Origin of the sequence: Streptosporangium minutum (assembly GCF_002149035.1) — a bacterium.
Lineage (GTDB): Bacteria > Actinomycetota > Actinomycetes > Streptosporangiales > Streptosporangiaceae > Streptosporangium > Streptosporangium minutum.
This window is the reverse complement of record NZ_NGFP01000110.1, coordinates 1-23,102: the sequence shown is the minus strand read 5'-3', so window position 1 is coordinate 23,102 and position 23,102 is coordinate 1. Positions and strand designations below refer to the sequence as shown.

General features: G+C 73.1%; 21 protein-coding genes. 12 read left to right on the top strand and 9 right to left on the bottom strand.

The features are described 5' to 3' along the window. Positions 1-126 precede the first annotated feature (126 nt). Genes CA984_RS23135 through CA984_RS23125 form a run of 3 tightly spaced genes read left to right on the top strand, consistent with a single transcriptional unit; the run spans position 127 to position 2,688 of the window. A complete protein-coding gene (locus CA984_RS23135) occupies positions 127-1,005 on the top strand; it encodes a terpene synthase family protein (RefSeq protein WP_086575664.1) in 879 nt (292 codons plus the stop codon). Between the two features lie 34 nt (positions 1,006-1,039). Beyond that, complete coding sequence (locus CA984_RS23130; protein ID WP_086575663.1) at positions 1,040-1,585, top strand: EF-hand domain-containing protein; 546 nt, start codon at positions 1,040-1,042, stop codon at positions 1,583-1,585. A 26-nt stretch (positions 1,586-1,611) separates the two neighbouring features. Beyond that, entirely contained in the window at positions 1,612-2,688 is a 1,077-nt protein-coding gene (locus tag CA984_RS23125) for a terpene synthase family protein (RefSeq protein WP_086575662.1), read from the top strand. Positions 2,689-2,834: 146 nt separating this feature from the next. On the opposite strand, the gene CA984_RS23120 is transcribed toward CA984_RS23125, so the two are convergent. Continuing rightward, entirely contained in the window at positions 2,835-3,839 is a 1,005-nt protein-coding gene (locus CA984_RS23120) for an ArsR/SmtB family transcription factor (RefSeq protein WP_086575661.1), read from the bottom strand. Between the two features lie 47 nt (positions 3,840-3,886). On the opposite strand from CA984_RS23120, the gene CA984_RS23115 reads away from it, so the two are divergent. The 6 genes from CA984_RS23115 to CA984_RS23090 all read left to right on the top strand — a co-directional run bounded on the left by CA984_RS23115 (position 3,887) and on the right by CA984_RS23090 (position 13,671). Then, the gene (locus tag CA984_RS23115; RefSeq protein WP_165781374.1) at positions 3,887-5,110 is read left to right on the top strand and encodes an MDR family MFS transporter; all 1,224 of its coding nucleotides are present in this window, start codon (positions 3,887-3,889) and stop codon (positions 5,108-5,110) included. Between the two features lie 71 nt (positions 5,111-5,181). Beyond that, entirely contained in the window at positions 5,182-7,134 is a 1,953-nt protein-coding gene (locus CA984_RS23110; protein ID WP_086575659.1) for a sensor histidine kinase, read from the top strand. 85 nt (positions 7,135-7,219) lie between these two features. Further along, entirely contained in the window at positions 7,220-8,689 is a 1,470-nt protein-coding gene (locus CA984_RS49060) for a BTAD domain-containing putative transcriptional regulator (RefSeq protein WP_086575658.1), read from the top strand. Between the two features lie 3 nt (positions 8,690-8,692). Further along, positions 8,693-10,846: a sensor histidine kinase gene (locus CA984_RS23100; RefSeq protein WP_086575657.1), complete on the top strand. Its 2,154-nt coding sequence runs from the start codon at positions 8,693-8,695 to the stop codon at positions 10,844-10,846. 59 nt (positions 10,847-10,905) lie between these two features. Continuing rightward, complete coding sequence (locus CA984_RS23095; RefSeq protein ID WP_086575656.1) at positions 10,906-11,799, top strand: TolB family protein; 894 nt, start codon at positions 10,906-10,908, stop codon at positions 11,797-11,799. 87 nt (positions 11,800-11,886) lie between these two features. Continuing rightward, positions 11,887-13,671, top strand: a complete 1,785-nt coding sequence (locus CA984_RS23090; protein ID WP_086575655.1) for an NAD+ synthase — start codon at positions 11,887-11,889, stop codon at positions 13,669-13,671. A 37-nt stretch (positions 13,672-13,708) separates the two neighbouring features. Here CA984_RS23090 and CA984_RS48100 read toward each other — a convergent pair whose 3' ends face one another. The 3 genes from CA984_RS48100 to CA984_RS23075 form a co-directional block, all read right to left on the bottom strand. Next, positions 13,709-13,855 (bottom strand): hypothetical protein, encoded by a 147-nt coding sequence (locus CA984_RS48100; RefSeq protein ID WP_242676121.1) that lies wholly within the window; start codon positions 13,853-13,855, stop codon positions 13,709-13,711. A gap of 275 nt (positions 13,856-14,130) precedes the next feature. Beyond that, complete coding sequence (locus tag CA984_RS23080; protein ID WP_086575669.1) at positions 14,131-14,547, bottom strand: prevent-host-death protein; 417 nt, start codon at positions 14,545-14,547, stop codon at positions 14,131-14,133. 424 nt (positions 14,548-14,971) lie between these two features. Further along, positions 14,972-18,163, bottom strand: coding sequence for a S8 family serine peptidase (locus tag CA984_RS23075; protein WP_133061754.1), 3,192 nt, complete (start codon positions 18,161-18,163; stop codon positions 14,972-14,974). Positions 18,164-18,279: 116 nt separating this feature from the next. On the opposite strand from CA984_RS23075, the gene CA984_RS23070 reads away from it, so the two are divergent. After that, on the top strand, positions 18,280-18,885 hold the full coding sequence (locus CA984_RS23070) for an RNA polymerase sigma factor (RefSeq protein ID WP_086575652.1): 606 nt from the start codon (positions 18,280-18,282) through the stop codon (positions 18,883-18,885). After that, on the top strand, positions 18,878-19,963 hold the full coding sequence (locus tag CA984_RS23065) for a CU044_5270 family protein (RefSeq protein ID WP_086575651.1): 1,086 nt from the start codon (positions 18,878-18,880) through the stop codon (positions 19,961-19,963). Before CA984_RS23070 ends, CA984_RS23065 begins: the two co-directional genes overlap by 8 nt. Positions 19,964-20,004: 41 nt before the next feature. Here the strand turns inward: CA984_RS23065 and CA984_RS44895 are convergent, their stop codons facing one another. After that, the gene (locus tag CA984_RS44895; protein WP_207620995.1) at positions 20,005-20,145 is read right to left on the bottom strand and encodes a hypothetical protein; all 141 of its coding nucleotides are present in this window, start codon (positions 20,143-20,145) and stop codon (positions 20,005-20,007) included. Positions 20,146-20,234: 89 nt separating this feature from the next. On the opposite strand from CA984_RS44895, the gene CA984_RS23060 reads away from it, so the two are divergent. Next, positions 20,235-20,339 carry a DUF397 domain-containing protein gene (locus tag CA984_RS23060; protein WP_086575650.1) on the top strand — a complete coding sequence of 35 codons (105 nt, stop codon included), beginning with the start codon at positions 20,235-20,237 and terminating at the stop codon, positions 20,337-20,339. A 123-nt stretch (positions 20,340-20,462) separates the two neighbouring features. Here CA984_RS23060 and CA984_RS23055 read toward each other — a convergent pair whose 3' ends face one another. The 4 genes from CA984_RS23055 to CA984_RS23040 all read right to left on the bottom strand — a co-directional run. Beyond that, the gene (locus CA984_RS23055) at positions 20,463-21,050 is read right to left on the bottom strand and encodes a TetR/AcrR family transcriptional regulator (RefSeq protein WP_086575649.1); all 588 of its coding nucleotides are present in this window, start codon (positions 21,048-21,050) and stop codon (positions 20,463-20,465) included. Positions 21,051-21,057: 7 nt separating this feature from the next. Beyond that, positions 21,058-22,443, bottom strand: a complete 1,386-nt coding sequence (locus tag CA984_RS23050; RefSeq protein ID WP_242676120.1) for a hypothetical protein — start codon at positions 22,441-22,443, stop codon at positions 21,058-21,060. Then, positions 22,440-22,841 carry a hypothetical protein gene (locus tag CA984_RS23045; RefSeq protein WP_086575648.1) on the bottom strand — a complete coding sequence of 134 codons (402 nt, stop codon included), beginning with the start codon at positions 22,839-22,841 and terminating at the stop codon, positions 22,440-22,442. Before CA984_RS23045 ends, CA984_RS23050 begins: the two co-directional genes overlap by 4 nt. Positions 22,842-22,903: 62 nt before the next feature. Next, positions 22,904-23,102 (bottom strand): hypothetical protein (locus CA984_RS23040; RefSeq protein WP_133061753.1); only part of this gene is annotated, 199 nt, incomplete at its 5' end.

Genomic DNA, 23,102 nt, shown 5'->3' with positions numbered 1-23,102 from the left:
TGAGATGCCGCATCGGACCCGTCACGCCCGCGCGTGACCTGCTCCGTCGTGCCTCCGCGTGCCCCGCCCCGTCCCCTCCTACAGTGTGCGCCGGAGCCGCTGAAGTTCTATTCGGGGGAAGAGACGATGCGCACCGGAGTTCACAGACCGACGGGCGGGGCCGCGCCGCCGGCCCCGCTCACCGAACGGCTGGCGGCGATGGCGGCCCCGTGCCCCACGCATCCGTCGATGTACCAGATCGAGGCCGCGGTCATCGAGTGGTCCCGCGGGGTCGGGCTGGAGGCCGACCCCGGCGCCGGCGCGCACCTGCTGGCCGGACGGGCCTTCGCCCGGTACGGCATGGGCACGGCCACGCTGTTCGCGCGCTGGCTGATCTGGACCTCCCGCTTCCGCGAGAGGCCCTCGGCGTTCGCCGGGGTGCTCGCGGTGGCCGGGGGCGGCGAGCCGGGGCCGCCGCTGGAACGGGCCTTCGCCGACCTGTGGCGGGTCTGCGCGCCCGGGATGGGCGACGGGTGGCGCGAGCGGTTCCTGGCCGGGCTGGCCGCCCAGCACGCGGCGCTGCTCGACACGGTGACGCCGTCCGCCGAGGACTACCCGGCGCTGGGCCGGGCCCGCTTCGGCCGGGGCCTGTTCGACCTGGTGGAGCCCTGCACGGGTGTGGAGGTGCCCGCGCCGGTCCGGGAGAGCGCGCAGTGGCGGGCGGTCGTCGAGGCGAGCGCCGACGTGGCCGCCTGGTGCGACGATCTGGCCTCCGGGCGCGGTTACGTGGCGGCGGCCCCGGTCCCGCGCGGCGAGGCGGCCGAACAGTGGGTGATCGACCGTGTGGTGGCCCGGATGGAGGAGCTGTGGACCGCCGCCCGCGCGGTTCCCGTGGTCGTGGAACGGCACGGCCTCGGCTTCGCCGCCTCCCGTGAGGTGATCCAGGTGGCGTGCGCTTTCTTGACCATTCCCAGGGCTTACCTGGAGTGGCTGTTGGAATCACCTCGCTATCGTCACTTACGGTAACCGTCTGAGTTCTTGACGTAACACGGGGGTCAAGATGAGCACTGAGCTTCTCAAGCACAAATTAGACCGCGCCTTCGCGCACATGGACGTGAACGGCGACGGAAAGGTCGAGCGCGACGACCTGCTCGGCCTCGGCGCCCGGATCCTGGTCGGCTTCGGCGAGTCGCCGACCTCGCCCACCGGCAGCAGGCTCGTCCACGGCTTCGAGTCGATCTGGCAGACCCTGTCGGCCGAGATCGACGCCGACGGCGACGGCGCGATCTCCCCGGAGGAGTTCCGCACCGGCATGACCTCGGCGTTCGTCCAGGGCGACCGGTTCGAGGCGGTGTTCGGGCCGGCCGCCGAGGCGATCGCGGAGCTGTGCGACGCCGACGGCGACGGGGCCGTCGGGCCGGCCGAGTTCCGGGTCATGCTGACCGCGTTCGGCACGCCGCACGACGACGTGGACGTCGCCTTCGAGCGGCTCGACCGCGACCACGACGGAAGACTGTCGGTGGGCGAGCTCGTCGAGGCGGCCCGGCAGTACTACACGAGCGCCGACCCGAACGCGGCCGGCAACTGGCTGTTCGGTCCGCTGTAGTGACGCTGACCCGTACCCCGACCCATATGCCACCCCAGACGGTCACCGCGGAGGCCGGCGAGACGGGACCGCGGCCCCCCTGGGAGCGGGCTCCCACGGTGGCCGCGGCGTCGCTGCTGCCTCTCGTCGACCGGGTTCCCTCGATGGCCGCCCCCTGCCGCATGCACTCCTCGATCGACCGGATCGAGGCCTCCCTCGCCGAGTGGACCCGGGAGGTCGGGCTGGAGACGCCCGCGCGGGCGGGGTTCGAGCGGATGGCCGGCCGGGCCTTCGCCGGCTTCGGCGTGGACGCGGCCCTTCTGTTCGCCAAGTGGCTGACGTGGCTGTTCCACTTCGACGACGAGTGGGACGAGAAGCCCGCCGGCCACGCGGCCGAGATCGTGGAGGCCACCTTCGCCCGCCTCGGGCGCCTGGCGGGATCCGCGCCGCCCCCGGCGGGGTGCTCCGTACCGGCCCAGGCGCGGGGTGGCGCGGTGCCGTTCCAGGCGCGGGGCGCCGTCCCGGTCGAGGTGGCCTTCCAGGACCTCTGGCGCGTCACCGCCGGGCGGATGAGCGCGCGCTGGCGGGAGCGGTTCGCCCTGGGGCTGCGCGAGCAGGGCGCGGCCTGCCGCGCGGAGGCGGACAACCGGCGTGCCGGGCGGGTGCCCTCCGCCGGGGAGTACCCGGCGCTGCGCCGGGGGACCGCCGGCCCCTACCTGTTCGACCTGGTGGAGGCGTGCCTGGGGGCGGAGGTGCCGGCCCGCCTGCGGGAGAGCCCGACCTGGCGGACGCTGGTGGACGCCTGCAACGACGTCACCGCGTGGTGCAACGACGTCGCCTCCCATCCCAAGGAGCGGGCGAACGGCGACGTGCACAACTACGTGACGGTCGCGGCCGCCGCGTTCGGGCTCTCGGACGCCGCCGCCGTGGCGTGGGTGAACGACCGCATCGCCGAGCGCGCCCAGGACCTGCGGACCGCCGCCATGCGGCTGCCGGAGCTGTTCGACCGGCTCGGGCTGTCGCCGGCGCAGGCCAGGGACGTCAGCAAGGTGGCGTGCGCGTTCCTCTCGGCCCCCAGGGCCCAGCTGGAGTGGCTCCTGGAGTCCAGCCGTTACAGCGCGTGACGTGACCGCGCGGATCCCGGGCGCGCCCCGAGCCGTCCGGGCGGGGTGCGCCCGGCGGGCCGGACATCCGGAGTGAGGCGGACGGGCGGACGTCCCCGGCTCCGCGCCGCCACCCGCCCCGGTACGCCGTTCCCCGCGCCGCCGGGTCAGGACGCGCAGACCAGGGAGTCGCCCATCGGGGTGCGGCGGTAGACGACCTCGCGGCCGAGGCGGCGGCGCGTCACCAGGCCCGCGTCGGCCAGGACGGTCAGGTGCTGGCTGACGGCGCCCGGGGTGAGGGTCATCCGCCGGGCGAGCGCCGAGGTGGTCGCGGGGTCGGCCAGGGCGGTCAGGATCTGCGCCCGGGTACGGCCGAGCAGCGCGGCGAGGGCCCCCGGGGCGGGCGGGGGGCCCGAGTCCCACAGCGTGCCGACGCCCGTCGCCGGGTAGAGGAGCATCGGCTGGTACGGCTCGACCATCACGGCCGTGTCCGGCCAGTAGAAGGCCGTCGGCACCAGCACCAGGCCGTCGCCGCCGATCGGTTCGGCGTAGTCCCAGGGCCGGGTGACCCTGAGCCGGTCACCGTGCCAGCACACGTTCGGGTGCAGGTCGGAGAAGAGTTCGCGGGCCCCGCCCACGGCCAGCTGCCGGGAGCGCCGCAGCACGTCCGCCTCCAGCAGGCCGTAGATCCGGGGCCAGAACTCGGCGAACGCGGTCTCCCAGTAGCGCTCCAGGGTGTCGGCGACCCGCGCCACGCCCCCCTCGGGGTCGGCGGTGAAGCGCTCGACGACGCGGGGGTCCGTCCCGGTCAGCCAGCTCGCCTCCTCGGCCGCCCGCTCGGGGGACGTCCGCCGCACCCGTTCGAGGTCGGCGGCGAAGTCGGGCATCGGGGTCTCGGGCGTGGGGGTGAGGAAGTCCACGAGATACCCCTGGAGCGGGACCAGCGCGAACAGCTCCGACAGGTCGACGCCGGCCAGGCGGGGCCGTACGGCGCGCACCCAGGGCAGGTGGAGGGAGTGCCTGGCCGGGTCGCGCAGCGCGCGCAGGCTGACGACCAGCTCCCAGATCGGCGAGAACGCGAAGCGGATCCGGGCCACGTCGTCCGGAGCGAAGATCCACTCGACGTGACACGACTTTCCAGGCGCGGCTACGTGACGTGGCTTTTTAGGCACGGCTAAAAGATTCGCGCACCGCCGGGCGCGTGTCCAACCTTGGCGGCATGACAAGTACGACCCTCGCCGGACCCGGTTTCCTGCGGTCGAAGCTCGGTGGCCTGCCCCCGGCGTTCTGGGCCCTGTGGACCGGCACGCTGGTGAACCGGGTGGGCATGATGGTCCAGCCGTTCATCGGCGTCTACCTGACCCAGGCCCGCGGCATGTCCCTCGCCGCCGCCGGGGCGGTGATGGCGGTCTTCGGCGTCGGTTCGCTGCTGTCGCAGATCATCGCCGGCTGGCTGGCCGACCGGTTCGGCAGGCGGATCACCCTGACCGGCGGCATGGTCGCGACTGCGGCCACCATGGTGGCGCTCGGCTGCAGCACCTCGCTCACGGCGATCGTCGCCACCATGTTCGTGCTCGGCATGACCGTGGACATCTACCGGCCGGCTTCCACCGCCCTGGTGGCCGACCTGATCCCGCCCCTCGACCGGCCGCGCGCCTACGGGCTGCTCTTCTGGGCGCTGAACCTGGGCTTCGCGGTGGCGATGGTCGCGGGCGGCTGGCTCGCCCGGGCCGGGTACGGCTGGATGTTCGGCATCAACGCCGCCACCTCGCTGGCCTTCGGCCTGCTGGTGTGGCGGGCGGTGCCGGAGACGCTGCCCGCGCGGAGCGGGCCGGACGGGCGGGGGCGCGGCGGCTTCGCCGACGTGCTCAAGGACCGGCTGATGATCGCCTTCAGTGTGATCACCCTCATCTCCACCGTGGCCTACAGCCAGGCGTTCACCACCCTGCCGCTGGCGATGACCCACGGGGGGTTCACCACCGTCGACTACGGCATGGTGATCGCCGTCAACGGCGTCCTGATCGTGCTCGTCCAGCCGCTGACCGGCGACTGGTTCGGCCGGCTCGACCACAGCGCCGTGCTCGCCGTGGGCCTGGCGGTCATCGGCGCGGGCTTCGCGCTGACCGCCGCCGTCTCCAGCATCGCCGGATACGCGGTCTCGGTGATCCTGTGGACGGCGGGCGAGATCGTCACCGCGGGCATCCCGGGCGCGATCGTGGCCGCGCTCGCCCCTCCCCACCTGCGCGGACGCTACTCCGGCATGTACGGCTTCGCGTGGTCGGGCGGGGCGCTGCTCGCTCCGCTGCTCGGCACCGGACTGCTTGAGGTGAGCCCGGTGGCGCTCTGGCTCGCCATCGGCGCGATCAATCTGGTGGCCGCCGGGGGCCTGCTCGCGATCGGTCCGGCGCTGCGCCGCCGTACGGCGGCGGCGGCCACGCATTGATCGCTTGTTGATTGGATTGTTGTTCGCGCCCGTTAAGGTCCCTCTAAGTACGACATAGAAGGGCCGGGGCGATGCGCGGGCTGATCCGGGTGTTCCCGACGGTTACGCCTGTTCAGGCGCGGGTGGCGGCGTTGCTCGCCGCCACCGTGTCCGTCGCCATGGAGTGCGTCAACGTCTGGGTCACGGCGCAGTTGCCGCAGCCCTCCTACACGCCGTTGCCGTTCGCCCCCGAGGACATGGCGGGGACCGCGTTCCCGATCTTCGGAGCGCTGCTGGTCTTCAACCGGCCCCGCCTGATCATCGGCTGGCTGCTGGTGCTGGGCGGCCTGGCCTGCGCGACCAACATCCTGCTGGCCAACGTCGCCCTGCTGCACGCCCCCTCCCCCTACGCGACGGGCGCGCCCAAGGTCCTGTGGGTGATCGTCGGCCAGAGCTGGGTCGTCGCGACGCTCCTGCTGGGCGTGCTGTTGCCCCTGCTGTATCCGACCGGCCGCCTGCCCTCGCCCCGGTGGCGCCCGCTGGTGGTCTTCGCCGTGCTGGTGCTCGGCCTGGAGGGCCTGCGGTCGCTGCTGACCATCCTCGAAGCGCAGCCGCCGCTGCCGGCCGTCATGGAGGCCCTGCACCGCCTGTCCGCCGGGGCGATGGGGCTGGCCTTCCTGTCGCTGGCGGTGCGCCTGCACCGCGCGGGCCCGGTCGAGCGGCGTCAGATCCTCTGGCCGCTGCCCGCGTTCGCCGGGTTGATCATCCCGTGGGTGGTGGGCGACCCGATCTGGTGGCTGGCCTCCTTCACCCTCCCGCTGATCCCCGCCGCGATCGCGGTGGCGGTGCTGCGCTACCGGCTCTACGGCATCCAGACGCTGATCACGCGGACGCTCGTCGGCGCCGGCCTGGTCGGCGCGATCGGCGGGGTGTACGTGGCGGCGGGGGCCGCCTCCAGCCTGTTCCTGTCCGGCGTCGACCGGATCGGCGGCCTGTTCGCCGCGCTCTGCGCCGGGGCGTTCTTCCACCCGTTGCGGCGGGTGCTCCAGCGCGGCGCCGACCGCCTGCTCTACGGCAGCAAGGGCGATCCGGTGGCGCTCGCCGGAGAGCTCAGGCGGCGCCTGCAGCGGACCGACCCGGCCGGCGGGCTGGTCGCCGCCCTGGACGTGCTGCGCGAGGGGCTGGCGGTGACCGGGGTGGCGGTGCGGTTCCAGGACGGCTCGCCCGGCGAGACGACGGCGGGAGACCTGCGGGAGGTGGTCCGCGACGTCGAGCTCGTCTGGCACGGCGAGCCCGTGGGCCGCCTGCTCATCGGCCCGCCGGGGGTCAGGCGGCTGCCCGCCGCGCACAACGAGCGGGTCATCGCCGCGCTCACGCCGTACGTGGCGGACGCCGCCCATGCGGTCCGGCTGGTCGGCGCGCTGCGGCGCTCGCGCGAGCGGATCGTCGCCACCCGCGAGGAGGAGCGCCGCCGCCTGCGCCGCGATCTCCACGACGGCCTCGGCCAGTCACTCAGCGGCATGGCCATGTCCATCAACGCGGCCCGCCGCTCCCTGCACGTCTCCCCCGAGACCGCCGACCTCATGCTCACCGAGCTGCGCACCGGCATGGACAGCGTGACCAGCGACATCAGGCACCTGGTGTACGGCCTGCGCCCGCCCGCCCTGGACGACCTGGGCCTGGCCGGGGCGCTGGCCGAGATGGCCGGGCCCGACGTCGTGGTGGAGGTGAGCGGGGACCTGACCGGGCTGCCGGCCGCCGCCGAGGTGGCCGCCTACCGGATCGTCCAGGAGGCGCTGACCAACGTCCGCAAGCACTCCCGGGCCGAGGTGGTGCGGGTCTCCCTGGAGCGGGGCGAGGACCTGCGCGTGCGGGTGAGCGACGACGGGGTCGGCGTCCAGCCCGGCCGGCGCTCCGGGGTCGGGCTGGCGTCGATGCGCGAGCGGGCCGCCGAACTCGGCGGCACCTGCGTGATCGGTTCGCCCCCGGAGGGGGGCACCGTGGTCGAGGCGGTGCTGCCGCTGAACGTGAATGTGGAGATCTGACTACCGATGATTTCTTACAGCCTGCGAACGATAGTGGGTATTGCCGTATGACATTGGACCAGGTAGCTCTACGCTTACGCCTGCAATGCTGACATTTCGTGCCCTAGGACCGTTCCAGGCGCGCCACGACGACGTGGTGCTCGACCTCGGCGGCCAACGCCAGATGGCGGTGCTGGCCCGGCTCCTCGTAGCGGGTGGTCGCGCCGTCCCCGTGAGCATGCTCATCGACGAGCTCTGGCCGGGTGAGCCCCCGGCCCAGGCGCTGTCCACCATCCAGGGATACGTCTCGCGGCTGCGGCGCGCCCTGGAACCCGGCCGCGCGCCCAGGGAGGAGGCGGAGGTGCTGGTCTCCGCCCCGCCGGGGTACGCGCTGCGCGCCGCCCCCGGCCAGGTGGACTCCTGGTCCTTCGAGAGCGCGGTCAAGATGGAGGGCGAGCCGTCCGTGGTGTGGGAGCGCCTGAACGACGCTCTCGCGCTGTGGCGGGGCCCCGCGCTCGCCGAGTTCTCCGACCTGCCGTGGGCGGTGACCGAGGCGGGCCGGCTGGAGGAGCTGCGGCTGATCGCGGTCGAGCACCGCGCCGACGCGGGCCTGCTGCTCGGGCAGTCCGGCGCCCTGGTGGCCGACCTGGAGGCGCACGCCTCGGCCCATCCGCTGCGGGAGGAGGCCTGGCGGCTGCTCGCCCTGGCGCTCTACCGGAGCGGCCGGCAGGGCGACGCGCTGGGAGCGCTCCGACGCGCCAGGGTGATGCTCCGCGACGAGCTCGGGCTCGACCTCGGCGCCACCCTCCAGCGCCTGGAGTCCGACATGCTGTCGCAAGCCGCGCATCTGGACCTGCCCGCGGCCCCCAAGGAGACGGCCTCCGCGCGGGTGACCGAGCGGCCGGCGGGGCCGGCGGCGCTGCGCATCGTGGTGGCCGACGACCAAGCCCTGGTCCGCACCGGCCTGCGGGTCGTGCTGGACAGCGAACCCGGCTTCGACCTCGTGGCCGAGGCCGAGGACGGCGAGCAGGCGATCGCGGCCGTCCGGGAGACCTCGCCCGACCTGGTGCTGATGGACATCCAGATGCCCCGGCTGGACGGGCTGACCGCCGCCCGGCGGATCCTGGCCGACGAGTCCCCGCCGAAGGTGATCATGATGACCACGTTCGGCACGGACGACAACCTCTACGCGGCGCTGCGGGCCGGGGTGAGCGGCTTCGTCCTCAAGACCTCGGCCCCCGAGCAGCTCATCAGCGCGATGCGCGCCGCGCAGGCCGGTGACGCGCTTATCGACCCGGCCGTCACCACCCGGCTGATCGCCTCGTTCGCCGGGCGCACCGACCCCTCGGCCCCGCCCGGACTCGCCGGTCTCGGCGACACCGAGCTGGACCTGATGAAACTGGTCGCCCGGGGGCTCACCAACCGGCAGATCGCGGCGACCCTGTCTGTCTCCGAACAGGCGGTGTCGCAGTCGGTGTCCAAGCTCCTGGACCACCTGGGGCTGTTCGACCGGGCCCAGCTCGTCGTCTCGGCCTACGAGTCGGGGCTGGTCAACCCGGGTGGCATAGGCAGGTAACAGATGTGCACGAAGGAACGGGGCCGCGACGCGGCGGCCCCGGCGGTGCCGGAGGCGTCGGGCCGGAAGACCCCCGAGGCCCCCGGGCCCGCTCGCCGGGAGAGCACGGCCGTCCCGGCGGCCAGCAGCTCCCCCCGGCCCGCGCGCCCGGAGGGCGCCGGCCCCGCGTTCGCCTCGCTGCCCGCGGCCCGGCTGGTCGTCATCGTCGTGGTGGCGGCCACCGCGGTCACACTCACGGTGATCGGCATCGTGATCACCATGAACCTCCCGCCCGAGTGGTTCCCGGGCATATTCGTCACACCCGACCTGGCCGGGGGGCTGACCTTCCCGGTGGTGGCCGCCTTCCTGCTGGCCCACCGCTCGCGCCCGGCCACCGCCTGGCTGATGTCCGCCGGCGGGCTGGGCTGCGCGGTCAACGTCTTCGGCAGCGCCATGATGGGCTACTCCGGGGCCTCGGGCGACCTGGCGGCCGCGGGCTACTACCGCTACGCCGGGGGGATCGGCTGGGTCGTGGGCGGCACGCTGCTGGCGATCGTGCTCCCGCTGTACTCCCCCGACGGGCGGCTGCCCTCCCGGCGCTGGCGGCCGCTGGTGGTCGTGGCGGTCGCGGTGATGGTGGTGGAGACGGTCCGCCTCGTCGTGCGCCCGGCACCGCCCGCCAAGGGCTACCCGCTTCCCCAGATCATCCCCAACCCGCTCGCGATCGACGCGCTCGCCCCCTACAACCTCACGATCCAGAACTTCCTGGCCGGCCTGATCAACCTCCTGGCGGTCCTGTCACTGCTCTCCCTGGCCCTGCGCGCCCGCCGGGCCGACCCCGTCCTGCGCCGCCAGATCGCCTGGCCGCTGACCGCGTTCGCCGTCTACGTCGTCTTCCTGCTCGCCGGGTCCGCCTGGAACGTGGCGGCCACGATCGCGACCGGGCTGATCCCGGTGGCCATCGCCTTCTCCGTACTGCGCTACCGGCTCTACGGCATCGACACCGTGGTCAGCCGCGCCTTCGTCGCCGCCGGGCTGATCTCCGCCGTCAGCGCCGTCTACTTCGGGGTCGGCGCGCTCGCCGGGCTGACCCTGTCCGACTACGACCGGATCGGCGGCCTGACGGCGGCGCTGTTCGCGGGGGTCGTCTTCCACCCGCTCCGCCTCGTGTTGCGGCGCTGGGTCGACCGGCTCATGTACGGCACGCACGGCGATCCGCGCGCCCTGGCCGCCCGGCTGGCCCACGAGGTCGGCGGGGCCGATCCCGCCAACGCCCTCGCCGCCGTGACCGCGGTGATCCGCGACGGGCTGAGCGTCACCGGGGTCGCGGTCGAGGTGGACGACCCGGGGATCAGGCGGGTGGAGGCCGGCCCGCTGGGCCCGGCCCCGCGCACGGTGCCGCTGGTCTGGCACGGGGAACCGGTCGGGCGGCTGCTCCTCGGCGCCCCGGGCCCCCGCAGGTTCGCCGCGGCCCACAACGACCGGCTGATCGCCGTGGTCACGCCGTACGTGGCGGACGTGGTGCACGCCGTACGGATGACCGCCGACCTGCAGCGCTCCCGCGAGCGGATCCTCACCGCCCGCGAGGAGGAGCGCCGCCGCCTCCGCCGGGACCTGCACGACGGGCTCGGCCACGCGCTGACCGACATGGCGATGTCGATCAACATGGCCAGGATCAGCATGCGCACGGCCCCCGCCTCCGCCGACCGGCTCCTGTCCGAGCTGCGCAGCGGCATGGACGCGGTCGGCCAGGAGATCAGGGAGCTGGTGTACGGCCTGCGCCCGCCCACCCTGGACGAGCTCGGCCTGGCCGGAGCCGTACGGGCGCTGGCCGCCGAGGGGGAGCCGCAGGTGGCCGTCGAGACCGAGGGCGACCTGTCCGACCTCCCCGCGGCCGCTGAGGTGGCCGCCTACCGGATCGCGCAGGAAGGGCTCACCAACATCCGCAAACACGCACGGGCCCGTTCGGCGGTGGTCTCGCTGCGACGCGGCGAGTCGCTGGTGGTCCGCGTCCAGGACGACGGGCACGGGCTGCCCGCGGTACCGCGCTCGGGCATCGGCCTGCTGTCGATGCGCGAGCGCGCCGCGGAGCTCGGCGGGACGTGCGTGATCGGCGAGGCGCCCGGCGGCGGCACCGTGGTGGAGGCAGTGCTGCCGATCTCGGCCGCCCGGATGTGAACCTTTTTGCCCTGTCAGGATTCTAACTACCCGTTGGCGAACTGATCCGAGGAGATCCTTTGAAGCACTGGGCCATGGCCGCCGGCGTCGCACTCGCCGTCACCACCGTCGCCGCCCCCGCACTGGCCTCGTCACAGGCGGCGCCGGTCACGGGCGCCGTCTACTTCGGCTACAAGGACGGTCAGATCCAGGTGCTGACCGACCGGCGCCCCGGCTTGACCGGCGTCCGGATCGGCGGCGGGACCCTCTCGGCGCAGTTCTCGGTGGCGCCCGACGGCAAGCGCATCGCCTGGATCGACGAGAAAGGCCGTCTGCGCGTGGGTTCGGCGAGCGGGGACAAGGTGATCGCCAAGGACGCCGCCTACCTCGGCCCCTGCCTGACCCCCGCCTGGACCGCCGACGGCAAGCGGGTCGCCTACCCGAAGAAGGGAACGGCCGCGGCCAGGACCGTGGTCGTGGCCGGCGCGGACGGCAAGGGCGCGGTCGACGTCGGCACGACCCGCGGCCCCTGCCATCTGACCTGGTCGGCCGATGGCAGGACGCTCGCCGGTTACGCCGGCGACACCGCCGGCGTCTACCTGCTGGACACCCGCTCCCGCGTCTCCGTCAAGGCTCCCGGGATCAAGCTCGCCAACCACGTGGAGAGCCTGTCCCCCGACAGCCGCCGGGTCGTGGTGCGCGCGATCGGCCCGGACGCCCCCGGCGGCGACGGCTCCTGGACACCGTTGTTCACCCCGTCGATCTACGACACCAAGACCGGCAAGAAGATCGCCATTCCCGTCAAGGGCAGGCTGGTGGGCGCCCGTTACCTGCGCGACGGCCGCCTCGCCGTCCGCGTCAGGGGCACGGCCGCCAACACGCTGGTGATCCTCGACGCCTCCGGCAAGGAGCTCCGGCGGGTGGCCGAGCCCGTCAAGGCCAGGAACCTCGGCCTGCTCGGCGTCCCCGGCTAGGAGGCCGGCCCGTCCAGGGATGATCGGAGCCCGGCGCCCCGATCACCTCTGGACGGGTCCCGGCGCGGCCGGGAATAGGGTGGGCACGTGGCTCAACTCCGTATCGCCCTGGCCCAGACCGATCCCGTGGTCGGCGGCCTGGCGGCCAACGCCGACAAGCTCGTCGAGTGGACCCGGCGCGCCGCCGACCGCGGCGCGCACCTGGTGGTGTTCACCGAGATGTTCCTGACCGGCTATCCGGTCGAGGACCTGGTGCTGCGCAGTTCGTTCGTGGAAGCCTCCACCGCCGCGGCCGAGGCCCTCGCCCGGCGGCTGGCCGACGAGGGTCTCGGCGAGATCCCGGTGGTCGTGGGCTACGTGGACCGGGCGGACCTGGCGCCGCGGGTGGGGCAGCCCAAGGGCGCCCCGCTGGACGCGGCCGCGCTGCTCCACGGGGGCCGGGTGGTCACCAGGACCGCCAAGCACCACCTGCCCAACTACGGCGTCTTCGACGAATACCGCTACTTCGTGCGCGGCGACCGGCTGCCGATCTTCCGGTTGCACGGGGTCGACGTGGCCATCGCGGTCTGCGAGGACCTGTGGCAGGAGGGCGGCCCGGTCGCGGTGGTGGCCGAGGCCGGAGCCGGGCTGCTGGTGGTGCCGAACGCCTCGCCGTACGAGAAGGAGAAGGACGACGTGCGGCTCGCGCTCGTCTCCCGCCGGGCACGGGAGGCGGGCTGCGCCCTCGCCTACGCCAACCAGGTGGGCGGGCAGGACGAGCTCGTCTTCGACGGCGACTCGATCATCGTCTCCGCCTCCGGCGAGCTGGTCGCGCGGGCCGCGCAGTTCGCCGAGGAACTGCTGATCACGGACCTGGAGCTGCCCGAGGCCAGGTTCGGCGGCCTCGGCACGTTCCAGGTGGACGCCGGGGACGGGACCGTCATCACGGTGGAGCGGCTGGAGCTGTCGGCTTTCCCCGTCGAGCCGTACGCCCCCGAGCCGCCCTCGATCGCCCCGCACCTCGACGACATCGCCGAGGTCTACTCGGCGCTGGTCCTCGCGGTCCGCGACTACGTCGCCAAGAACGGCTTCCAGTCGGTCATCCTGGGCCTGTCGGGCGGGATCGACTCGGCGCTGACCGCCACGATCGCCTCCGACGCCATCGGCCCCGACCGGGTGCACGTGGTGATGATGCCCTCGCGCTACTCCTCCGAGCACTCCCTGGAGGACGCCTGGGAGCTGGTGAACCGGCAGGGGGTCAACGCCCGGACCGTGCCGATCGCCGACATCGTGGACGGCTTCGAGAAGGAGATCGAGCTGTCCGGCCTGGCCGCGGAGAACCTCCAGGCCCGGGTCCGCGGCATGATCCTGATGGGCCTGTCCAACCAGCACGGCCACCTGGTCCTCACCACCGGCAACAAGAGCGAGCTGGCCACCGGCTACTCCACCCTCTACGGCGACTCCGCGGGCGGCTTCGCGCCCATCAAGGACGTGCTCAAGACCCTGGTCTGGAAGCTGTCGCGCTGGCGCAACGCCCAGGCGGGGAGGTCGGGCGCGTTCCTGCACGGCTTCGCGGTGCCGCCGATCCCGGAGAACTCCATCGAGAAGGAGCCCAGTGCCGAGCTCCGCCCCGACCAGCGCGACACCGACTCCCTGCCGGAGTACGACGTGCTGGACCGGCTCCTGGACGACTACGTCGAGAAGGACATGGGCTCCGCCGAGCTGATCGCCGCCGGCCACGACCCGGCCCTGGTCGCCCGGATCATCCGCCTGGTCGACCTGGCCGAGTACAAGCGCCGCCAGTATCCCCCGGGCCCCAAGATCACCCCCAAGAACTTCGGCCGCGACCGCCGCCTGCCCATCACCAACCACTGGCGCGAGACGATCGCCTGACGGTCCGGTGGCCGCAGGCTCCGCCGGCGGCGGTATGTCAGGCGCCGTCGGACCAGAAGAGCTGCAATCTGGTGATGGCGGCCTCTCTGGTCATCCTCGCGATCTCCGCCTCGCTGAGACCGACCCGCGTGATCAGAAGATGGACGAGGTCGGCGGGGAGCGACTCGGCCGGGACGATCGGCATGCCTCGGTCCGGTTTCTCGCCTTCCTTCACGCATTTCCAGAACTCGTCCTCTGTGACATCGAGTTGGTCACGGAGAATGTGCGCCCACAGGCTGCGACCGTAGGAGGTCCGGTCGGGCGGATGTGAAATCCTGGTCCGCAGGACCCTGCCGCCCGGGAGGCACATCTCGTAAGTGACGTGGTGGGTTCCTGAACGGCCACGTGCGTCACGGACCCTGGTCCACCCTTCTCCCAGGCAGAACTTCTCATGGTCCTCCCTGGTGGCCTGGGGCCACATCACAATGCCTGACCTGTCAGCCAGCGACGTAGCTCATCGTCATCGCTAAGGGAGATCAACAGGACCAGGCCCCAGTTCTCCCGATGGTTGGGCGCATCGAGGAGACGGTCCTGCCAGTCCTCGGCGTAGTCGCGGAGAGCGTCGATCATCTCATCGATCGCCGCATCAAAGGTGGGACCGTCCGCCGCCACAGGCAGCCCGGGGATGAACACCGACCACCCGCCGTCCTCGGGCACCACCTCGGCGCGGGACGGGGTCACTGTGGTCAGGAAATCCCGCAGACGCTTAGCGTCAACCACAACGGCTCTGGCCGTGTCCCGGCGGAGGGTGGCGGTCTGACCACGCGCGGCCGCGTCCAAGAGGTCCTTGAGGTGGGCGCGCGCCTCGGTGTAGCTGTCGTAGTGCAGAGATGTCACAGAGCCTCCCAGCATGGTCCTCCAATCGTCAGCTCTGCTCATAAGTACGTCAAGTACTTAGAGTACTTCGTCTCTGATCTCGGCCGCTCTGGAATCTGGAATAACGAGAACGCAGGACCGAAGACCTCTCGCAGGCCCATCATCATCGGGTCAGGAGTTGCGGGAGGAATCTCAGCGGGGGGCGAGGCCGGTCAGGGGCTGGTCGACGATCCGCTGCCGCCCGGTTGAGACCGGCCCCGGCCCTCACTGGACTCGCTCCCCTGTAGCTCTTCCCTTCTTTGCCGAACGGCGCTGGCCACCGTCTCCTACACGGCCTCGGGGCCGGCCAGAGGGGCCGTCATGGGCTATGAGGCCCGCGACAGCACCTCCGGCTGGAAGGGCCCGCCGCTCCCGGTGTCCCCTGAGGGTGCGAGGCTCAGGAGGGTCAGGCGATGCGGTAGGCGCGGATGATCGTCTGATCGGCCGTGGCTCCCGAGGCGGTGGTCGCGCGGGCGCGCAACGAGACGAAGCCGGCCGCCGCCGGGTGGCGCAAGAGGACGACACCGCCCGCGACCGGGACCTTCTGCCAGGTGGCGCCGTCGTCGTAGGAAACGTCCACGGCCAGAGCGCTCACCGTCCCTGCCGCCAAGCCCGGCTGGGCCCGGACGGCCACGGGCACGGCGTACGCCTTCCCAGCCGGCGCGGTGTTCCGCTCGTCCAGCGGCGGCGCGAAACCGATCACGGACAGCGGTAGCGGCCCGTCGGTCCCGGCGGCGGATCGGAACGTCCAGGCGATCGAGGTGCGGGTGGACGACACCGGCTCGGGGCCGCGCTCACTCTCGGCCACCAGCCGGTAGCGGGCGGCGGCGGACGGCACGGTGAAGCGCGCGTTCAGGTACGGCTCGTCGGACACGAGCTGCCCGTCCCGGTAGAGGGCGATGCGTGCCTTGGTGACCGACGAATCCCCGGTGCGTCCGGCGCCGTCGGCGTAGAGCAGCGGCGCGGCGGTGACGACGTCGCCGGCACGGGTGACGACGGGCTCGTCCATGGTGTTGACGAGGGCCGGCCCGAAGACACCCCGGTTCCACCGCTCCACGTACGCGCGCCCCGCCTCGTACCGGGTGGCGGCCGAGACGGTCTCACCGCCCGAGACCTCGGCGAGCTCCCTCATGAAATGCTTCCAGCGGATGCCGCCGTCGGTGTTGACGTACTCCGTGTGCGTGAAAGGCCCGGCGAACTCGGTGGTGAACAGGGTGTTGAAGAACGTGCCGTCGGCGGGCCAGGCGCCGCTGGCGATGCTCGCGGTGGCGCCCTCCCGCTGGACGGCGTAGCTGCGGCGGACCGCGGCCAGGTCCTTCCGCTCGACCTGCTTGCTGAAGCCGGTGGGCACCTGCCCGCGCAGGAACCAGGCCAGCCGGTAGGAGCTGGCGCTGCCGTTGAAGCCGCCGTCGGGACCGGGCACGGCCCACTGGCCTGAGACCATGGTCCGCAGGTCGCCGGGACGCTCGGCGCCGATCTGCGCGGTGCGGATCCGCGGTTCCGGGTCGAACATGGTGACCATGGCGCCCAGGTAGTACGGCCGGCCGTCGAGCGCCACGCCGGAGTAGGTCACCTCAGTGAGCAAGTGGGCGGCGGCCGGGTCCGGCGGGTCGATGGAGACCGGGCGGGCGGCGCTCTGGTCGAGCGTCACCGTCCGGTCCGCCTCCAGCCGCAGGCCGGGACCGACGAGCATGGTCAGACCCTGGTCGCCGAAGGTCTTGCTGTCGACGGTGTAGGTGCCTTTGGGCAGCCGGACGGTGGCGGTGCCGTCGGCCTCCGGCAGCACGGTCACCAGGTTCAGGTCCCGCGTGCCGACGTCGGTGCGCAGGATCGTGGTGAGGCCGTTCGGGTCGGCGCCGCGCAGCGTCAGGTCGTAGCTCTCGACCTCCTTGTCGACGGCGACCGGGGTGCCGGCGACGATCACGCCGTCGGCGGTCGCCTCCAGGTACGCGCCGGTGAGCCCGTCCGGGCTGCCCCCGCGCGTGTCGGCGGTGACCGACACCTCCGCCTGACCACCGGCCGGGACGGTGACGGTCTCCGGGGTGACGGCGAACACCGCCGCGTCGCCGCGCATCGCCAACCGCAGCGTCACCGGGGCGGAGCCGGCGTTGCGGTAGGAGAGCTTCTTCGTGACCGGCTGGTCGTCGCCGTGCGGCCACGCCTGCCGGCCGAAACCCAGCGAGCTGGGCGTGGTGGTCACCGTCTGCGCGATCGCGCGGGCCACGTCGACGCGGCCGGCGCCCTGGGCATAGACGCCGGTGCCCGGCTGCGGGCGGGCGGGGGCCATCAGCGCGGCCTTGAGCTGCTCAGGCGTCCAGTCGGGGTGCTGCCCCGCGGTGATGGCGGCCGCGCCGGCGACGTGCGGGGCGGCCATCGAGGTGCCGGTCATCTCGGTGTACGAGCCCTCGCCGGCGAGGTCCTTGCTCCGCGCCGCCATGATGGCGACACCCGGCGCGGTGATGTCGGGCTTCAGCCCCCCGTCGCTTGCCCGCGGCCCCTGGCTGGAGAAGCGGGCGAGCTGATCGGCGCCGTCCACCGCGCCGACGGCGAGCGCCGCATCAGCGGTGGCCGGGGAGGTGACGGTGCCCTGCCTGCCGTAGTTGCCCGCCGCCACCACGAAGAGCACGCCGTACCGCTCGGTCAGCGTCTGGACGGCCTCCTCCAGCGGGTCGAGGCCGGGCATCTCCGGCCGGCCGATGCTGAGGTTCGCCACCCTGGCGCCCTGCTCGGCGGCCCACTGCATGCCCGCCAGGATCGCCGACTCCTCGCACATGCGGGTCGGGCACACCTTGGCGTCCAGCAGCGTGGCGCCGGGCGCGACGCCGCGGTGGCGCCCGCCGGAGGCCGCGCCGCCGCCGGCGACCGTCGAGGCGACGTGGGTGCCGTGCCCGGTGAGGTCGGCGTCGGTGCCGTCGCCGGTGAAGTTCTTCCTGGCGGTCACCTTTCCGGCCAGGTCGGGGTGGGTGTCGTCGACGCCGCTGTCCAGGACCGCGACCTTCACGCCGGTCCCGGTGAAGCCCTTCTCCCAGGCGGCGGGGGCGCCGATCTGCTTGACGCTCTCGTCCAGGGAGAGGGTGGCCTTGCCGTCCAGCCAGATCCTGGTCGTCTTCGCGGCCAGCGCACCGCGCAAGTCCTTCCAGGAACGGGCGCCCTCGCGCTTGCTCTGCCGTACGGCCATGCCGTTCACGGCAGGCAACTGGCGGGTGACGGTCGCGCCGCGCGGGGCCGTCAGCGAGCGCGCGCCGGAGCCGCCGATGATGAGCGGCAGGTCGGCGCGGCGGTCGTCGTAGCCGTACTCCAGCAGGGTCGAGACGTCGAACAGGCGGGGGTCGAGCCGGCCGCTGCCCAGCGCGGCGAAGGCGTCGGCGGGCACGACCCGGAGCCGGCCGCCGATCTTCTGTGTGCTGAAGGCGACGGAAGAGCGGCCCTCTCCGGGGGTCACCCGGACGCTGTCCCCGGTGACGCGCACGCGGTCGCCGGTGATCAGCGTCACCGTGCGGGGGGAGTCCGCCGCCGCGGGCGCGCCGGATATGGGTGACACGGGTGGCGGGCCCGCGCTCAGGAGGGCTGCGGTCAGCGAGACCGCGGTCAGTTGCATGATCACACCCCTACTTGGCGGAAGAGGCGCGACCACTTCACGGTTTCTTGCCGTGAAGAAGGCGGGGAGGTTTCGCCAAGTAGGGGTGTGAAACCACACAGATGCACAAAGATCGCATGAGTGCGCTACAGGAGGTGAGCGGTCCTCCGCGGGAGGTCGAGGACGCTCACGTGATCGACGAGTCCCTGCGCGCCCCCGGACGCTTCGGGATGCTGTACGACCGCTACGCCACCGAGATCCATCGGTTCGTCGCCGGTCGGCTGGGGACACAGGCGGCCGACGACTTGACGGCGGAGATCTTCCTGGCCGCCTTCCGCGGCCGGGCCGACTTCGACGCCCGCCGCGGCGTCGTGCGTGGCTGGCTGTACGGAATCGCCTCCAACGTCATCGCCCAGCACCGCAAGCGTGAGACCCGCCAGCTGCAGATCATGCGGCGGGCCGCGGCCGACGAGCCAGCCGACACCGGGCACGAGGACCTCGTGACCGGGCGGGTGACGGCCGCGAGCGTCAAGGGGCGGCTCACTGCCGCGCTGGACGCGATGCCGGACGCCGACCGCGACGTGCTGTTGCTGCTCGCGCTGGCGGATCTCAGCTACCAGGAGATCGGCCAGGCCCTCGACATCCCGGCCGGCACTGTCGGCTCCCGGCTCAACCGGATCAGAAGGAAACTACGCGCTGCCCTGGGCGGAGCCAACCCCATGCTTGGAGAAGTCGATGGATGACCTGACCCTGCTCCGCGACCTGTACGACGCGCCGCCGCCCTCGCGCGAGGTGATCTCCGGCGGGGCGGCCAGACTCGCCGCCGCCTACGCCCAGGAGGCCGAGCCGGTGCGCCCGGTGGGCAGGTCCCGTCCGACCCGGCGTTCCGCCCGCGCCCGCGCCTCGCGCTGGGGCGCTCTCGGCGTGGGCCTGCTGGGCGCCGCCGCCGCGATGGCGGTCGTGATCGGCGGCTCGGGCACGCCTGAGCCCAAGCCGGTCCTGTCGGCCTCGCAGATTCTGCTGGCCGCCGCCGACTCGGTCGCCACCATGCCGCAGGACGGGAAGTACTGGGTGCGCAGCGGCGTCAACGGCCGTGAGCAGCGCGACCCGACCGGCGCCTACACCATCCGGTCGGAGCGGTCGATCGAGATCTGGCTGCCACGTGCCGCCGGGCAGAAGACCTGGGTGATCAGGCAGGACCTGGGCGCCAAGCCCGCCACACCGGCGGACGACGCCGCCTGGCGGGCCGCCGGCTCCCCGGCGAGCTGGACGTTCCCCGGCACCACCCCGGCGCTGACGCTGACGACCGGGCCGGGCGAGCGCGACGCCCTCCGCGACACCACTGGCAAGACGCTGACCCTGCTGAACACGCCCATGACGCCGGAGACGCTGAGCCGGCTGCCGACCACCCCCGAAGGGCTGCGCGGCTACCTGGAGAAGGTGGTCACCAAGGCATACGGCGCCGAGCGCGTGGACATGAACGCCCAGCTCTTCGAGACCGGGTCGCGGCTCATCATGAACCTGCCCACCTCCCCGGAGGTGCGCGCCGCCACGTACCGGATGCTCGCCGCGCTGCCCGGCACCACCGCGCAGGGCGCGGCCGCCGACCCGCTCGGCCGCGTCGGCCAGGCGGTCAGCCGGCCGGCTGGTCCGGGCGCGGAGTATCGGCTGGTGGTGGACACCGCCACCGGGCAGCCTCTCGCGCTCGAGTCGTCGATCGGGCAGAACCGTTCGTTCGAGGCGGTCAAGCGGGCCGGCTGGACGGACGAGGAGCCCGACCTGCCCGCCCGCCGCGCCGACATGAACCGCCCGACCCGCTGACACAGCCCGTGGAGCCCGCCCCGGGGGCGGCGGGCTCCACCTCAGGCCGCGTGCCAGACCCGCATGTCAGAGCGCGCGTCGGACTGGCGTGCCACCGGGAGCAGCGCGTGCACCCGGGTGCCACCGCCCGCGCGGGCGGTGACCGCGCCCCGCCCGCCCAGCTCCCGGGCGCACTCCTGCATGGCGGCCGGCCCGACGCCGGCCTACGGCGCCCTTCCGTCGCGGTTCCGCCCCTGGGTCCGGCCACAAGGCTGACCTCGGCTCCCTCCACGTGCTCCGCGACTCCAAGAACCCCGACGGCCCCAAGCTCCTCTTCACTCAGGCCGAATGGGACGCCTTCGTCGGCGGTGTGAAACTCGGCAAGTTCGACGACTGATCTCCGACACACCTCAACCGCTCGCCGCTCCACCGTCCGGCCGGGGAGGTGAGCGATTGCGGTTTCCACGACCGTCGCTCCCGGATACCGGCAGGTCGGCGCCGATGACCGCCGGGTTCCCGGTCAGCGCGAGAGGACGTGTTCCAGGTAGGCGCGGAGGAGCTGCTTGGTCTCGGCGATGTAGCCGGGGGCGCCGTCGGGAGACTCGCGGAAGGCGAGTTTGAGGAGCGCGTCTGCGGCCTCGACCGCGACGAGCAGGGGGCGGTGCAGACCCGCCGTGTCCACCGGGCGGCGGTCCGGGCCGGCCGGGGCGATCCGCCGGGCCAGGTGGTCGGCGAGCGATTCGGCCACCGCCCGGTTCCCGGTGAAGTCGACGACCGCGAAGCCCGGGACGGTGCGTTTCATCTCGACGTACTCGTCCACGATCAGGTCCGCCATGTCCGGCCAGTGCGCCACTCCCGCCAGCCGCCGCTCGATCCGGGCGAGGAAACGCTCCAGGTTGCGCTGGGCCAGGGCGTCGGCCAGACCGCGCTTGTCGCGGAAGAAGCGGTAGATCGAGCCGACCGGCACCTCGGCGCGGGCCGCCACCGCCCGGGTGCTCAGCGCGTCGTAGCCGCCTTCGTCGAGCAGGGCCGCCGCCGCGTCGAGCATCTGGTTCACCCGCTCCACGCTGCGCTGCTGGACCGGACTTCTGCGTACGGAGGATCCCACGGCCCCATCATGCCGCGAAGAGAAGGGTGAGCCCGCCGACGGTGTAGCAGACCATCAGGATCAGCAGCGGGATCTGCCCGGCGACCGCCCTGTCCGGCGGGAAGAGCCGTACGGAGCGGTCGTGGGCCGCGACCACGCCGAGCACGTGGCCGGTCACGATGGCGAGCACCTGGACGGAGGCGATCACGCCGGCGCTCACCGCCTCCTGGTCCACGGTCCGGTCCAGCCCCAGGGAGAGGATGACCGCCTGCTGGCCCTCGATGACGAGGAGCGAGAAGTAGTGGGCGATCAGGTAACCGACCGCGACGGGGATCAGCGAGTGGGCGAACCGCGGGGCCATGCCGTGACCACGGCTGATCGCTCCGGCGGCGGCGGTGCAGGCCAGGTAGAGGACCGCCACGAGGCCGATCGCGGCCAGCAGGCCGAGGGTGCCGACGGCGGTACGGCCCAGCGGCCCGGTCTGCAGGGTCTCCACCCACCACGGGGAGGTGGAGAACCCGTCGTATCCGGTCGTGCCGAGCAGCACGCACACGACGGCGACCAGCCCCGGGGCCGGGGGGAGGGCGTCGAGTCCGTCGAAGGGGTTGCGCAGCACGAGCCTGCCGTCGTCTCTGCGACCCAGCGGGGACAGGCGGCCGATCAGGGTGGAGTAGACCTCGAAGGCGTCGGCCCGGTCGAACCACCGCGTCCCGTACCGGAAGGCACCGGCCAGCTGTGCGGCGCCGTACAGGATGAAGAAGGCCAGCAGCGTGGTCGTCGAGGCGGGGGCCGGTGAGGCCAGTTCCATCCAGGCGAAGGCCGCCAGGCCGAGCGCGGCCGGCCGGTAGCCGAACGGGGCCGGCCCCTTGTCCCGGCCGCCGAGCAGCAGGTGGATGGTACGCAGGGGGTTGACGAGCCGCCAGACCGGGCCGATCAGCAGCGACGCCGGGACCAGGCCCACCCAGAGGACCACGTAGACCAGGTGGGCCGCCGGGTTCCGATCCGGGTCGTCGGGCCCGAGGAGCATCCACGCCCCGGTGAAGGCGGCCCCGGCCAGCCCGAGGGCCCGCAGGGCCCACCGGATCCGCGTGCCCTCGGGAAGCTTCACCGGCCGCCCCGCCGCACCGCCCCGGAACCGCGAGTCCGCCCAGAGCAGGGCCAGTCCCAGGAACGACGCGAACAGCGCCGCGAACGCCCCGGCGAAGGCGTAGAACAGCGGGATCGGCAGGTCGTGCCGGCTGCCCAGTCCGTGGGCGAGCAGGCCGGTCACATCCTGGGAACCGGCCACGCCGTTCGAAGGACCGGTCACGCCGGACAGCGGGCCGGTCATGCCGTCCAGGGGGCCGGCCACGCCGTGCAGGAGGCCGGTCATGCCGTGCAGGAGGCCGGCCATGCCGTGCAGGGGATCGGTCACCGGACGGCGAGCTGGGTCAGGACGAGCCCGGAGTCGTGGGTCTCGACCTCGAACAGCCCGGTGCGGTCGGCGAGGACGTCGACGGTGACGGGCCGGCCGGGTTCCAGCCGGCCGGTGAGGTCGAAGCCGTGGACGTGGAGCTCGTCGGCGACGTCGGAGGTGACGACCAGGCGGACCACCTGGCCCCTGGCGACCTCGACGCGCCCGGGAGGCGGGACCACCTTCCGGCCGGTGATCGCGATCTCGACCGTCGGCCCCTTGGGGGCGCCGTAGCTGTCGTAGGCGGGGGGTGCGGTGGCCACGCTGTGGTCGGTGCCGGGGTCGTGGTGGCCGGTGGAGACGTTGCAGGCGGCCAGCAGCAGGCAGGAGCCCGCGACGCCCAGCGCCCGCCGTCCCATCCGAAACCGCGTTCGCCGTGTTTCGGGGGCCGTCTCCACGGCCCCCGGGAACCACGACCGTCTCACGCGGGCACCTCCTCGACGCGCGCGGCGGCGGCCGTACGGCGGGGCTTCGGGGCGAGCAGGACGATCGCCCAGAGGGTCCAGACGCCGGCGAGCAGGCCCCGGATCCAGCCGGGACCGAGCGGCAGCAGCGGGATCATCATGACCGCCTTGTCGAACGCGTCGGCCAGGGCGAGGGCGCCGAGCACGACCGTGAAC

Coding starts and splice junctions, on each gene's coding strand:
- CA984_RS23070 (WP_086575652.1), top strand. CDS start 18,280: ATGAGTGCGCTACAGGAGGTGAGCGGTCCTCCGCGGGAGGTCGAGGAC.
- CA984_RS49060 (WP_086575658.1), top strand. CDS start 7,220: ATGCTGACATTTCGTGCCCTAGGACCGTTCCAGGCGCGCCACGACGAC.
- CA984_RS23125 (WP_086575662.1), top strand. CDS start 1,612: ATGCCACCCCAGACGGTCACCGCGGAGGCCGGCGAGACGGGACCGCGG.
- CA984_RS44895 (WP_207620995.1), bottom strand. CDS start 20,145: ATGCAGGAGTGCGCCCGGGAGCTGGGCGGGCGGGGCGCGGTCACCGCC.
- CA984_RS23075 (WP_133061754.1), bottom strand. CDS start 18,163: ATGCAACTGACCGCGGTCTCGCTGACCGCAGCCCTCCTGAGCGCGGGC.
- CA984_RS23045 (WP_086575648.1), bottom strand. CDS start 22,841: ATGGGACGGCGGGCGCTGGGCGTCGCGGGCTCCTGCCTGCTGCTGGCC.
- CA984_RS23110 (WP_086575659.1), top strand. CDS start 5,182: ATGCGCGGGCTGATCCGGGTGTTCCCGACGGTTACGCCTGTTCAGGCG.
- CA984_RS23135 (WP_086575664.1), top strand. CDS start 127: ATGCGCACCGGAGTTCACAGACCGACGGGCGGGGCCGCGCCGCCGGCC.
- CA984_RS23130 (WP_086575663.1), top strand. CDS start 1,040: ATGAGCACTGAGCTTCTCAAGCACAAATTAGACCGCGCCTTCGCGCAC.
- CA984_RS23065 (WP_086575651.1), top strand. CDS start 18,878: ATGGATGACCTGACCCTGCTCCGCGACCTGTACGACGCGCCGCCGCCC.
- CA984_RS23100 (WP_086575657.1), top strand. CDS start 8,693: ATGTGCACGAAGGAACGGGGCCGCGACGCGGCGGCCCCGGCGGTGCCG.
- CA984_RS23115 (WP_165781374.1), top strand. CDS start 3,887: ATGACAAGTACGACCCTCGCCGGACCCGGTTTCCTGCGGTCGAAGCTC.
- CA984_RS48100 (WP_242676121.1), bottom strand. CDS start 13,855: ATGCCGATCGTCCCGGCCGAGTCGCTCCCCGCCGACCTCGTCCATCTT.